General features: G+C 71.2%; 10 protein-coding genes. 2 read left to right on the top strand and 8 right to left on the bottom strand.

Annotation, left to right across the window (positions count from 1 at the left end; translation table 11 throughout):
* Positions 1-20: 20 nt before the first annotated feature.
* The 3 genes from M503_RS0114135 to M503_RS0114125 form a co-directional block, all read right to left on the bottom strand.
* Positions 21-218 carry a zinc-finger domain-containing protein gene (locus tag M503_RS0114135; RefSeq protein WP_024867615.1) on the bottom strand — a complete coding sequence of 66 codons (198 nt, stop codon included), beginning with the start codon at positions 216-218 and terminating at the stop codon, positions 21-23.
* A gap of 165 nt (positions 219-383) precedes the next feature.
* Entirely contained in the window at positions 384-968 is a 585-nt protein-coding gene (locus tag M503_RS0114130) for a YceI family protein (RefSeq protein WP_028918717.1), read from the bottom strand.
* A gap of 73 nt (positions 969-1,041) precedes the next feature.
* Positions 1,042-1,629, bottom strand: coding sequence for a malonic semialdehyde reductase (locus M503_RS0114125; RefSeq protein WP_028918718.1), 588 nt, complete (start codon positions 1,627-1,629; stop codon positions 1,042-1,044).
* Positions 1,630-1,749: 120 nt separating this feature from the next.
* Here M503_RS0114125 and M503_RS0114120 point away from each other — a divergent pair, with 120 nt between their 5' ends.
* A complete protein-coding gene (locus tag M503_RS0114120; protein ID WP_028918719.1) occupies positions 1,750-2,715 on the top strand; it encodes a mitochondrial fission ELM1 family protein in 966 nt (321 codons plus the stop codon).
* A gap of 43 nt (positions 2,716-2,758) precedes the next feature.
* Here M503_RS0114120 and glnE read toward each other — a convergent pair whose 3' ends face one another.
* The 5 genes from glnE to groES all read right to left on the bottom strand — a co-directional run bounded on the left by glnE (position 2,759) and on the right by groES (position 11,636).
* On the bottom strand, positions 2,759-5,599 hold the full coding sequence (gene glnE, locus M503_RS0114115; protein ID WP_081721068.1) for a bifunctional [glutamate--ammonia ligase]-adenylyl-L-tyrosine phosphorylase/[glutamate--ammonia-ligase] adenylyltransferase: 2,841 nt from the start codon (positions 5,597-5,599) through the stop codon (positions 2,759-2,761).
* Between the two features lie 345 nt (positions 5,600-5,944).
* Positions 5,945-8,173, bottom strand: a complete 2,229-nt coding sequence (locus tag M503_RS0114110) for a hypothetical protein (RefSeq protein ID WP_028928316.1) — start codon at positions 8,171-8,173, stop codon at positions 5,945-5,947.
* Positions 8,174-8,242: 69 nt separating this feature from the next.
* Positions 8,243-9,319, bottom strand: coding sequence for a 3-deoxy-7-phosphoheptulonate synthase (locus M503_RS0114105; protein WP_028918721.1), 1,077 nt, complete (start codon positions 9,317-9,319; stop codon positions 8,243-8,245).
* A gap of 336 nt (positions 9,320-9,655) precedes the next feature.
* On the bottom strand, positions 9,656-11,290 hold the full coding sequence (groL, locus tag M503_RS0114100) for a chaperonin GroEL (RefSeq protein WP_028928315.1): 1,635 nt from the start codon (positions 11,288-11,290) through the stop codon (positions 9,656-9,658).
* A gap of 55 nt (positions 11,291-11,345) precedes the next feature.
* A complete protein-coding gene (gene groES / locus M503_RS0114095; RefSeq protein ID WP_024867607.1) occupies positions 11,346-11,636 on the bottom strand; it encodes a co-chaperone GroES in 291 nt (96 codons plus the stop codon).
* A gap of 174 nt (positions 11,637-11,810) precedes the next feature.
* Between groES and cutA the strand changes: the two genes are divergently transcribed.
* Positions 11,811-12,128, top strand: a complete 318-nt coding sequence (gene cutA, locus M503_RS0114090; protein WP_028928314.1) for a divalent-cation tolerance protein CutA — start codon at positions 11,811-11,813, stop codon at positions 12,126-12,128.
* Positions 12,129-12,135: the final 7 nt, after the last annotated feature.

Below are 12,135 nucleotides of genomic sequence, written 5' to 3'. Positions count from 1 at the left end.
GTCCGCGGCCGGGCGGGAGGTCAGTCGACCAGCTGGTAGACCGCGCCGCAGTAGGGGCACTGGGCCTGGTGGTCGGGCTCGTCCTGCACCGGCAGGTAGACCCGCGGGTGCGAGTTCCACAGCGCCATTTCCGGGGTCGGGCAGCTCAGCGGCAGGTCGCTGCGGTGCACGGTGTAGCGCTTCTCGGCGTTGGCGGGCGCGTTGGCGGTGCTGGTCATGGCATGCGGGGATGGAGCGGAAACAGGTGCCGATTCTAGCAGCGGGGCCCGCGGCCCGCCGCCCGCCAGGGCGCCGGCGGGCAAAAAAATGCCGGCCCGTGGTCCACGGGCCGGCGGGCGCGGCAGTTCCGGGGGGAGGGGACGACCGCCGCGCAGGGGGGGGAATTACCTGGTCTTCGGCGCCACGGCTTCGGTGGTGATGCGCACGGTGACCTCGTCGCTGACGTTCGGGGCGTAGGCGCCGACGCCGAAGTCGGAGCGCTTGATCTTCGCCGTCGCGTCGAAGCCGATCGCCGGGGCCTTGCTCATCGGGTGCTCCTCGGCCTTGTTGAGGACCACTCGCAGCACCACCGGCTTGGTGATGCCCTTGATGGTCAGGTCGCCGGCGACCCTCAGCTTGTTGCCGCCGAGGTCGTCGACCTTGGTGCTCTTGAAGGTGGCGGTCGGGTACTTCGCGGCGTCGAAGAAGTCGGCGCTGCGCAGGTGCTCGTTGAACTTCTCGCTGAAGCCGTTGAGGCCCGACAGCGGCAGGGTCACCTCGACGCTGGAGCCGGCCACGTTGTCGGCGTCGTAGACGAGGGTGCCCTCGACATCGCCGAAATGCGCGAACGGATGCGAATAGCCGAAGTGGCTCCACTGCGCCAGCACGTTGGTGTGGCTCGGGTCGAGCTTGTAGGTGACCGGCTCGGCGAACGCCGGGGCGACGGCCAGGGACAGCAGTGCGGCGGCGGAAAGCAGGCGGATGCGCATGTGGGCTCCTTTCTGGGAGTGTCGTTGAGGTTGGAACGCGGTGGATGGTGCGGCGATCGACGCTAACGACGCGTCATTCGATGCGCGCGGCCTCGTCGAACGACAGCCGCGGCGAACGCGGGAAGATGCTGGCCGGATCGCCCTTGCCCAGGTTCACCAGGATGTCGGACTTGATGCTGGTGCCGGCGAAGAACGCTTCGTCGACCTTGGCGGCGTCGAAGCCGGTCATCGGGCCGGCGTCCAGGCCCAGCGCGCGCGCGGCCAGGATCAGGTAGCCGGCCTGCAGCGAGGAGTTGCGCAGCGACGGCGTGTAGCGGTTCTCGCGCGGGCCGTCGAACCAGGCCTTGGCGTCGGTGTGCGGGAACAGGTAGGGCAGCTTCTCGTGGAAGGATTCGTCGCGGCCAATGATCACGGTCACCGGCGCGGCCATGGTCTTGGCGTAGTTGCCTTCGGCCAGCGCCGGGCCGAGCTTGGCCTTGGCTTCGGGCGACTTCACGAAGACGAAACGGGCCGGGGTGGTATTGGCCTGGGTGGGACCGAACTTCACCAGGTCATAGAGCTGCCGCAGGGTCTGGTCGCTGACTTCGCCGGAAAAGGCGTTGTAGGTACGGGCGGTACGGAACAGCTGGTCGAGGGCGGCGTCGTTCAGCGGGTGCGGCATGGTGGTCCTTCTATCAGTTTCTGCGGGCAGGCTTCGGGCCATCGTTGGCCCTCCCCAAGGCTTGCCACAGTGTAGGCTGTTGCAGCAGCAGTCGGCGCCAGATCAGTACGGAACGAATCAATGTCGTTTTCGCAACGACCCGCGACGGATGGCGGCACCTGGGTGTTGACCGACGGCAACGCCGGCAACCTGCGCCAGGCCGAAGCGCTCGCGCGCGCGCTGCACTCCGCCGCTCCGCATGCGCCGGCGCTGTTCCCGCAGGCGCCGTGGCGCTGGGTGGCGCCACGGCTGCTGCCGGGCGCGACGCATGCGTTCGGCCCGGACTTCGCCGCGGACCTGGCGCACCCGCCCGCACTGGCGATCGGCTGCGGCCGCCAGGGCGCGCTGGCGACGCGGTTGCTGCGGGGACGCGGCGCGCGCGTGGTCCAGATCCTCGACCCGCGCATCGACACCCGCCACTGGGACGTCGTCGTCGCACCCGGGCACGACGGCCTGCGCGGCGAAAATGTAGTGTCCGTGCTCGGCAGCCTCAACCCCGTCGACGAAGACTGGCTGGCCACCGCGGCGGCACGCTATCCGGCGCTGCAGCGGCTGCAGCGGCCACGCATCGTCCTGCTCGTCGGCGGCCCGACCCGCCACGCGCCATGGAAGGTCGAAGCGCTGCCGGACCTGCTCGATGCGCTGCGCCAGCGCGTGTCCGCCGAAGGCGGCAGCCTGCTGGCCACGGTGTCGCGGCGCACGCCGGCCGCCGCGATGGACGCGCTGCGCAACGGCCTGCGCGGCCTGCCCGGCCTGCTGTGGGACGGCAGCGGCGCCAATCCCTACCCCGGCATGCTCGCCTGCGCCGACGAACTGGTGTGCACGCCCGACTCGGTGAACATGGTGTCCGAGGCCTGCGCGACCCGCGCGCCGGTGCACGTGCTGGAGGCCGGCTGCGCGGACGGACGGATCGGCGTGTTCCTGCGCTCGCTGCTGGAGCGCGGCCGGGTGCGTCCGTTCAACGCCGCCGCCACGCCGTTCCCGGCGGTGCCGCTGCGCGAGACCGCGCGGGTGGCCGCAATCGTGCGCGAGCGGCTGTCGCTGTAGCCGCTTGCACCGGCGCTGGGCGACGCGTACGCGCCGCGCTGCGCTACGCCGCGGGCGGATCGAACGCCAGCCCGTGCGCCGCCACCGCCCGGGTGATCGCGGCGCGCGCTCCGGCGATCGCGTCGGTTTCGGCGGTCAGGCGCGGACGGCGGTCGAGGGTGCAGGCCAGGCCGGCTTCGAGCAGCACCTGGTGGGCCTGGTGCAGCGCCTCCATCTCCCCTGCTTCAAGCCAGCCGCAGTCGCCCAGCGCCTGCAGCAGGCCGGGGCTGTCGCGCGGCTCCAGCAACGCCGGCACCTGCGCCGAACGGGCGAGCACGCCGAACTGCAACAGGAATTCCAGGTCGACCAGGCCACCGGCGCCCTGCTTGAGGTCGAAGCGCCCCGCATCGCTGCGGTCCAGCTCGGCGCGCATGCGCTGCCGCATCTGCCCGACATCGGCGGCCAGTGCGGCGACATCGCGGGCGCGGCCGAGGGTCTGCGCACGCACCTGTTCGAAGTCGACCAGCAGCGAAGCCTCGCCGGCGACCGGGCGCGCCCGCACCAGCGCCTGGTGTTCCCAGGTCCAGGCACGCTGCTGCTGGTATTCGGAGTAGCTGGCCAGCGAGGACACCAGCAGGCTCTTGCCGCCGTCCGGGCGCAGGCGCATGTCGGTTTCGTACAGGCGCCCTGCGCTGGTTACCGCGCCGAGCAAAGCAACGACCTTCTGCGCCAAGCGCGTGTACCAGCGCGAGGCTTCCAGCGCGCGCGCGCCGGTGGAGACTGCGGTCGGATCGGCGTCGTAGAGGAATACCAGGTCCAGGTCCGACCCGAAGCCCAGCTCGCGACCGCCGAGGCTGCCATAGCCGATCACCGCGAAGCGTCCGCCCGGCAGCTCGCCGTGCGCGGCCCGCACCTCGGACTCGGCCATGCGCAGCACCTGCACGACCACCGCGTCGGCCAGCGCCGCCAGCCGGCGCGCGCAGTCCTCGGCCGGCTGGCGACGGTCCAGCGTGGCCAGGGCGATGCGGAAGCTCAACGCCTGGCGCACCTCGTTGAGCGAGCGCAGCGCGACTTCGGGATCCTCGTCCTGCGCGGCGGCGGCGCAGGCGGCGTGCATCGCGTCGGCGTCGGGCATCGGCCCGGCCACGCGCGCGTCGAGCAGTTCGTCCAGCAGCAGCGGGTAGTTGGCGATGCGCTCGGCCAGCAGCGCGCTGCGCGCCAGCACGTCGACCAGACGCGCCAGCGCGCTGGGCTGTTCGTCGAGCAGGGCCAGGTAGCTGGCGCGGCGCAGGATCGCCTGCAGCACCCCAAGCAGGCGCCGCAACGCGGCTTCGGGTTGCGCCGAACCGGCCGCCGCGCCCAGCAGCGCCGGCACCACCCGGTCCAGGCGCGCGCGGGCGGCATCGGACAGTGCGCGCACGCCGCCGCTGCGGGCGAAGTCGCGCAGCGCCGCGTCGGCGCCTTCGGCATCGGCGAAACCGGCGGCAGCCAGGGTGTCGGCGCCGGCCCCGTCGGGCAGCGCGCGCCAGTAGCTTTCCAGCGCGTCGGGCGCGGCGGTGCCGCGGCGCGGCACCAGCAGCGCCTCGAACTCGGCCGATACCTGCGTCCGCCACTGCGCCAGTTCGGCGTGCAGCGCTTCCCAGCTGTCGCGGTCCAGCGCCAGGGCAAGGCGTTCGCGGTCCTCCGCCGACTCCGGCAGCGCGTGGGTCTGGGCGTCGCGCAGCATCTGCACGCGGTTCTCCAGCCGGCGCAGGAACCGGTAGGCGTCGGCCAGCATGGCACCGTGGTCCGGGGCGATCTGGCCGCCAGCCACCAGCGCCTGCAGCGCCGGCAGCAGGCTGCGCCCGCGCAGCTCCGGCTCGCGGCCGCCGCGGATCAGCTGCAGCGACTGCACCAGGAATTCGATCTCGCGGATCCCGCCGGGGCCGCGCTTGAGGTCTTCGGCCATGTCGCGGCGCTGCATCTCCGCGACGATCGCCGCCTTCATCGTGCGCAGGCCGTCCAGCGCGGTGTAGTCAAGGTAGCGGCGGTAGACGAACGGACGCAGCGTCTCCAGCCAGGCCTCGCCGGCGGCGATGTCGCCGGCGACGGTGCGCGCCTTGAGCCAGGCGTAGCGTTCCCAGTCGCGGCCTTCGCGCTGGAAGTAGCCGTCCATCGCCGCGAACGACCAGGCCACCCGGCCGGCACTGCCGAACGGGCGCAGGCGCAGGTCGACGCGGTGGCAGAAACCGTCGGCGGTGGTCTCGTCCAGCAGCTTGGCCAGGCGCTGGCCCAGCCGTGCGAAGTAGTCTTCCGCGGCCAGCGCGCGACGGCCGTCGGATTCGCCGTCCTGCGGGTAGGCGTAGACCAGGTCGACGTCGGAGGAGAAGTTCAGCTCGCCGCCGCCGAGCTTGCCCAGCCCGAACACGACCAGCCGCTGCACCGCGCCGTCGGGGCTGCGGACCACGCCATGGCGCCCGGCGAATTCGCGCTCCACCGCGTCCAGGCCCAGCTGCAGGCACTCCTCGGCCAGGCGCGTGCTGCCGGCCAGCGTGGCCTCGACGTCGTCGAGGCCGAGCACGTCGCGCCACACCAGCCGGGTCGAACAGGCCGTGCGGTACAGGCGCAGCTGCGTCGGCCAGGCCGTCGGCTGTTCCGGATCCAGCACCGGCGCCGGCAACGGCGCCGGATCGGCGGCGGCCAAGTGTTCGAGCAGGGCCGGCTGCCGGCGCAGGGTTTCGATCGCGAAGTCGCTGGCCAGCGCCACCCGCTGCACCCGCTCGCACAGGCCTGCGTCCTCGAGCAGGGCCGCGTGCCGCGGCGAGGCGCCGCGCAGCGTGGCCAGGGCGCGCGCGCCGATGCGTTCGCGCAGTGCGTCACGATCAGTGGCAGCGGCAGGAGAGGGGGAAGCGGCGGAAGTCGTCATCGCCGCGATTGTGGCATGCGTCGCGGGCGCGTCCGGTCGCGTGCGCACGCCGGCTTGTCCACGCGGCGCAGGTCGCGGCAATGCCACCGGGTGTCCGGTCCGGAGATAAAAAAAGCCCGCTTGCAGCGAACTGCCAGCGGGCCTGCTCCCTCCCCCACGTCGGGATGCGGGGCCATCGTGAAGGAGACGTTAGGGGCTTTGCACGCTGCACTGCAAAACAGCACCGGCAGGTTCAATTTCCTGTTTTTACTGGGAAATTTACTGAATAGGGGAAACCTGCAGGATGACACCGGTATCAGATGAAACCATCGCACGAGCGCTCCGAGCCGGCACCGGGCTGCCCGCTCAGTGCAGCAGCGCCGGCTGCGCCTCGAACCACTCCCGCGCGCGCAACAGGTGCCACTGGTGGCGCTCGCCCTGGAGGTCCAGTCCGGCCGTAAGCGGCCCCATGCTGGCCAGCAGCTGGCCCCGGCGCTGGCCGCCGGACAGTTTCAACCGCGCGTGGACGTCGTAGCGGTCGTTGCGCGCATGCACGCCGTCCAGGACCAGCGTGTCGCCCTGCCAGCGCACCCGGCCCTCGGCCCGGGCCTTGCCGGAATCGACCAGTCGTTCCATCCAGCGCGGGCGGTCGGCGTCGCCGAACAGGTCGAGCAGGAAGCCGGCGTCGCGCGCTTGGACGCCAACCCGCCCGTGCACCAGCGCCGGAGCGGCGGCGGGCAGGACGATCCGCGCCTCGGGCAGGTCCACGTCCGCCCACCAGCCCTGGCGGGAGCGGCCGGCGGCGTCGCGGAAGCTGACGTCGCGCAGCCGCACCTTGCTGCCGTCGAGATCGAAGCGGCGCTGCTCCAGGTCGGCGCGGCGGAGGTGCGCGTCGATGCCGAGGTCGCCGCGCAGCTGGCGGCCGGCGAACGACATCCGCGCGCCCCTGCCCTGCACGCTGGCCTGGCCATGGCCGAGGTTGCCGCGGCCGTCGAGCCGCAGGTCGGCGCTGGCGCTGCCCTGGCCGCCGTCGATGCGCATCTGCCCGGAGAGGAAGCGGTTGTACACGCGCAGGTCCGGTACGACCGCATCGCTGAAGCGCAGCCGCGCCGTCGTCGCCGCGAGGCCTTCGCCGCGTGCGGGCATGCCGTCGACGATCACGTCCAGCCGCAGGTTGTCGCCGCGCGCGAACGGCGCCTGCGGCGCGTCGGCGGCGGCGATCGCGTAGCCGTCCAGCGCCGCCTCCAGCCGTGTCTGCAGCGTGCCGGCGTCGCCATTGCCCAGCTCCGCGCGCACGCGCCCGCGGCCGCTGACGACGGTGCCCATCACCGTGGCCACCGCATCCACTTCCGGCAACTCGACATGGCTGCCCGGCGCGACCTGGCCACCCTCCACGCGCAGGTCCGCGCGCAGTTCGCCGGCGCCTTCCAGCGCGAACCACGGCGGCGCGTTGAACAGCGGTGCCACCCAGCCCAGCGAGGGGAAGTGCCAGCGCCCGGCGACATGCCCGGAGGCGCGCGGCAGCAGCTCGGCCAGCGCACCCTGTACCGGCAGCTGGCGCCCCTGCAGGCGCAGCTCGGCATCGAGGTCGAGCGGGCCGCCGTCGCGGCCGGGCACCTGCAGGCGCAGGCCGATGTCGTCGTCCACCTGCACTGCCACGCTCAGGGTGTCGTCCAGCACGTCGCCGGCCACGCCGGTACCCCGCATCGGCGCGGTCCACACCAGCCGGCCGCCGGGCTGCAGCACGCCGTCATCGATCACCAGGCGCCCCTGCAGGCGCCCGCCGCCGGGGGCCAGACCGACGCGGAACTGCCCGTCCGGATCCACGTAGCCGCGCAGCGAAGCGCCTTCGGCATCGAGGCTCAGCGTGCCGTCGGTCAGCAGCAGGGTGCGCAGCCCGGAGGCTTCGGCGTGCGTATGTCGTGCGATCGAGAACGCGCCATCAAGGGTCGCGCCATCGAGCAGGGTGTTCGCGCCGGAGCGCACCCGCGCGCCATCGAAATGCACGGTCGAGTCGAACACCTGCATCGGCCCGCCGCGCAGCTGCTTGGCGAAGCCGAAGGTCGCGGTGCCGTTGCCTTCCAGCACCAGGCCGTCGTAGTGGCCTTCGCGCACGCTGTCGCTGGCGATGCGCTCGAACAGCAGGGTCCAGCCACCGGCGCGCGGTGCCGGCGCGGGTCGCGCGCGGTCGACGTGGCGCACGCCGCCGCCGACATTGCCGGCCACCACCGAGGGCACGCGCAGCTCGCGGCGCAGCAGAGGCCACAACGCGATGCGACCCGTCACATGGTCGGCCTGCACGTCCCAGGCAAGATCGCGCACCTGTCCCTGCAGGCGGACCTGCCGCGCCGATACGTGGCCGGGGAACAGCGTATGCGCCAGGCCCCACTGCGCCTGGAACGCGTCAGGCCGGCGATTGGCCAGCGGATGCAGCAGGGTGTTGAGCAGCAGGTTGCCCAGCACCAGGTAACCGCCCCAGGCCAGCACGATGGTCCACAGCGCGCGGCGCAGCCAGCGCGGGCGTCGAAGCCACCAGGTGATCCCGCGACGCCATCCATCGCGGCTCCATGCCTTCGCCCGTTGCAGCGTGTCCATGGCGTGCAGCATGCCTGAAGCGGCCACGTGCGCAAGGCAGCCCGCTGCCCGCGCGAGTGCCCACTGCCGTCAGGCCGCGGCGCTTTCCCGGGCGAGCGCGCGGCGCGTACGCACCGACTCCGCCAGCCGCTCCAGCACGCCGACCGAACGCCCCCAGTCCAGGCAGCCGTCGGTGATGCTCTGGCCGTAGGTGGGGGCGCGGCCGTCGACCAGGTCCTGGCGGCCACCGACCAGGTGGCTTTCCACCATCACGCCGATGATCCGTCCGTCGCCACCTTCCACCTGGCGGGCGATCGCCTCGACCACCGCCGGCTGGTTGTCCGGGTTCTTGCCGCTGTTGGCGTGGCTGGCGTCGATCATGATCCGCGCCGGCAGGCCGGCCTTGGCCAGCACCTCGGCGGCGGCCTGCACGCTGTCGGCGTCGTAGTTCGGCGCCTTGCCGCCGCGCAGGATCACATGTCCGTCCGGGTTGCCGGCGGTGGCCGCGATCGCCGAATGGCCATCCTTGGTCACGGCCAGGAAATGGTGCGGCTGCGAGGCCGCCATCACCGCATCGGCGGCGATGCGCACGTTGCCGTCGGTGCCGTTCTTGAAGCCCACCGGGCAGGACAGGCCGGAGGCCATCTCGCGGTGGATCTGGCTCTCGGTAGTGCGCGCGCCGATCGCGCCCCAGGCGACCAGGTCGGCGATGTACTGCGGGGAGATCGTGTCCAGGTACTCGCAGCCGGCCGGCAGGCCGAGCAGGTTGATGTCGCGCAGCAGCCCGCGCGCCAGGCGCAGGCCCTTGTTGATGTTGAAGCTGCCGTCCAGGTCCGGGTCGTTGATCAGGCCCTTCCAGCCGACCGTGGTGCGCGGCTTCTCGAAGTACACGCGCATCACGATCTCCAGCGCGTCGCCGAGGCTGTCGCGCAGCGGGCGCAGCCGCTGCGCGTATTCCATCGCCGCGGCCGGGTCGTGGATCGAGCACGGCCCGATCACCACCGCCAGGCGGTCGTCCTGCCCGTGCAGGATGCGGTGCAGGGCGCGGCGCGCGTCGGCGACGGTCTGCGACGCCTCTTCGGTGCAGGGCAGCTCGGCGATCAGCCGGGCCGGGGAAACCAGCGTATCGATGCGGCGGATGCGCAGGTCGTCGGTGTGGGGTGCCATCTGGGTGCTCCTGGGATGTCGGTCGATCCCGCCGGAGGTGGCGACAAAAAAGCCGCCAGGGTCTCTGGCGGCTTCCGGGGTGTGTCGTGTCTGTTCGAACTTCAGGACGCGCGCAACCCTTCCTCCGCCATGGGCTTCGGAAAGTAGTACCAGAAGTAGAAGCTGGCGCGCGGCGTGTTCACGGGGCCATTGATAACAGCCGCTTCCGGGCCGCGCAACCGTTTCAGCGGCAACGGCGGCCGGACGCGGCCGCGCGCCGGGCGACACGCAAAAGAAAACCCCGCCTCGCGGCGGGGTTTCCTGTACAGCGGATGCAGCGGTTGGCTGCAGCAGGACTCAGAAGTCCATGCCGCCCATGCCGCCCATGCCGCCCGGCATCGCCGGCTCTTCCTTCTTCGGCAGCTCGGCCACCATCGCTTCGGTGGTGATCATCAGGCCGGCGATGGAGGCCGCGTTCTGCAGCGCGGTGCGGGTCACCTTGGTCGGGTCCAGGATGCCGAACTCGACCATGTCGCCGTACTGGCCGTTGGCGGCGTTGTAACCGAAGTTGCCGGTGCCGGCCTTGACCTGGTTGACGACCACCGAGGGCTCCTCGCCGGCGTTGGCGACGATCTCGCGCAGCGGGGCTTCCATGGCGCGCAGGGCGATCTGGATGCCGTGGTTCTGGTCCTCGTTGGCACCCTTCAGGCCTTCGATCGCGGCCTTCGCACGGATCAGGGCGACGCCGCCGCCCGGGACCACGCCTTCCTCGACCGCAGCGCGGGTGGCGTGCAGGGCGTCCTCGACGCGGGCCTTCTTTTCCTTCATCTCGATCTCGGTCGAAGCACCGACCTTGATCACGGCAACGCCACCGGCCAGCTTGGCCACGCGCTCCTGCAGCTTCTCGCGGTCGTAGTCCGAGGAGGTCTCCTCGATCTGCGCCTTGATCTGCTTGATGCGCGCCTCGATGGCGGCGGTGTCGCCGGCGCCGTCGATGATGGTGGTGTTCTCCTTGGAGACCTGCACCTTCTTGGCGCGGCCCAGGTCCTTGATGGTGGCCTTCTCCAGCTGCAGGCCGACCTCCTCGGAGATCACGGTGCCGCCGGTCAGCACGGCCATGTCCTCCAGCATCGCCTTCCGGCGGTCGCCGAAGCCCGGGGCCTTGACCGCGCACACCTTGACGATGCCGCGGATGGTGTTGACCACCAGGGTCGCCAGGGCCTCGCCCTCGACCTCCTCGGCCACGATCAGCAGCGGCTTGCCGGCCTTGGCCACGCCCTCGAGGATCGGCAGCAGGTCGCGGACGTTGGAGATCTTCTTGTCGTGCAGCAGGATGAACGGATCATCCAGTTCGCACTGCATGCTCTGCTGGTTGTTGATGAAGTACGGCGACAGGTAGCCGCGGTCGAACTGCATGCCCTCGACCACGTCCAGCTCGTTCTCCAGGCCCGAGCCTTCCTCGACCGTGATCACGCCCTCCTTGCCGACCTTCTTCATCGCCTCGGCGATGATGTTGCCGATCGACTCGTCGGAGTTGGCCGAGATGGTGCCGACCTGGGCGATGGCCTTGTCGTCGGCGGTGGGCTTGGACAGCTTCTTCAGCTCCTCGACGGCGGCCACGACGGCCTTGTCGATGCCGCGCTTGAGGTCCATGGGGTTGAAGCCGGCGGCCACGGCCTTCATGCCCTCGCGGATCAGCGCCTGGGCCAGCACGGTGGCGGTGGTGGTGCCGTCGCCGGCGTTGTCGGAGGTCTTGGAGGCGACCTCCTTGACCATCTGCGCGCCCATGTTCTCGAACTTGTCGGCCAGCTCGATCTCCTTGGCGACGGACACGCCGTCCTTGGTGATCGTCGGGGCGCCGAAGCTCTTCTCGAGCACGACATTGCGGCCCTTCGGGCCCAGGGTCGCCTTGACGGCGTTGGCGAGCACGTTCACGCCGCGCACCATGCGGGCGCGGGCGTCTTCACCGAAGCGGATATCCTTGGCAGCCATTGTGGTATTACCTCAGTTGATTTGGTTGGAGTCGGGAAACGGGGACGGCGGGCACTCAGCCCAGCACGGCGAAGATGTCGTCTTCCTTCACCACCAGGTACTCGGTGCCGTCGAGCTTGACCTCGGTGCCGGCGTACTTGCCGAACAGGACCTGGTCGCCGACCTTGACCTTCGGGGCACGCACGGTGCCGTTGTCCAGCACCTTGCCCTCGCCGACCGCAATGACCTGGCCCTTGATCGGCTTCTCGGTGGCCGAATCCGGGATCACGATGCCACCGGCGGAGACCTTCTCTTCCTCGGTACGCTTGATGACAACGCGGTCGTACAGCGGCTTGATGTTGCTCATTTCAATCCCTCTCAAGTGATTGACTGGGTTGGAAAAAGGGCGGCCACTCTAGCACTCGTCGGGGGCGACTGCCAGCGCCGCGGGCGGGCGAAACCCGGTGCGGGGACCGGGGTTGAAGTGGCAGATGGGGTAGGCCCGGAGGACTTTCAAGGGGGGCCGGGTACACTTCCGCGCATGCCGGTCCATCTCGTGTTCTGCAGCTGCCCCGACCCCGACACCGCCCACCGCCTGGCCACCACCCTGGTCGAGGAGCGGCTGGCCGCCTGCGTCAGCCAGCTGCCGGCGATGCGCTCGGTGTACCGCTGGCAGGGCGCGGTCGAGCAGGCCGACGAGGTGCTGCTGCTGGCCAAGACCCCGGCCGACCGCCTGCCCGCCCTGGTGGAGCGCCTGCGCGCCCTGCACCCGTACGAACTCCCCGAGATCGTCGCGGTCGAAGCCGGGGCCGGCCTGCCCGCCTACCTGGACTGGGTGGCTGCCGCCACCCGCGACTGACCCCGCT

The sequence above is a fragment of the Pseudoxanthomonas suwonensis J47 genome (assembly GCF_000513955.1).
GTDB lineage: Bacteria > Pseudomonadota > Gammaproteobacteria > Xanthomonadales > Xanthomonadaceae > Pseudoxanthomonas > Pseudoxanthomonas suwonensis_C.
This window is presented reverse-complemented; position numbering and strand designations above follow the sequence as displayed.

Coding starts and splice junctions, on each gene's coding strand:
- M503_RS0114135 (WP_024867615.1), bottom strand. CDS start 218: ATGACCAGCACCGCCAACGCGCCCGCCAACGCCGAGAAGCGCTACACC.
- M503_RS0114130 (WP_028918717.1), bottom strand. CDS start 968: ATGCGCATCCGCCTGCTTTCCGCCGCCGCACTGCTGTCCCTGGCCGTC.
- M503_RS0114125 (WP_028918718.1), bottom strand. CDS start 1,629: ATGCCGCACCCGCTGAACGACGCCGCCCTCGACCAGCTGTTCCGTACC.
- M503_RS0114120 (WP_028918719.1), top strand. CDS start 1,750: ATGTCGTTTTCGCAACGACCCGCGACGGATGGCGGCACCTGGGTGTTG.
- glnE (WP_081721068.1), bottom strand. CDS start 5,599: ATGACGACTTCCGCCGCTTCCCCCTCTCCTGCCGCTGCCACTGATCGT.
- M503_RS0114110 (WP_028928316.1), bottom strand. CDS start 8,173: ATGGACACGCTGCAACGGGCGAAGGCATGGAGCCGCGATGGATGGCGT.
- M503_RS0114105 (WP_028918721.1), bottom strand. CDS start 9,319: ATGGCACCCCACACCGACGACCTGCGCATCCGCCGCATCGATACGCTG.
- groL (WP_028928315.1), bottom strand. CDS start 11,290: ATGGCTGCCAAGGATATCCGCTTCGGTGAAGACGCCCGCGCCCGCATG.
- groES (WP_024867607.1), bottom strand. CDS start 11,636: ATGAGCAACATCAAGCCGCTGTACGACCGCGTTGTCATCAAGCGTACC.
- cutA (WP_028928314.1), top strand. CDS start 11,811: ATGCCGGTCCATCTCGTGTTCTGCAGCTGCCCCGACCCCGACACCGCC.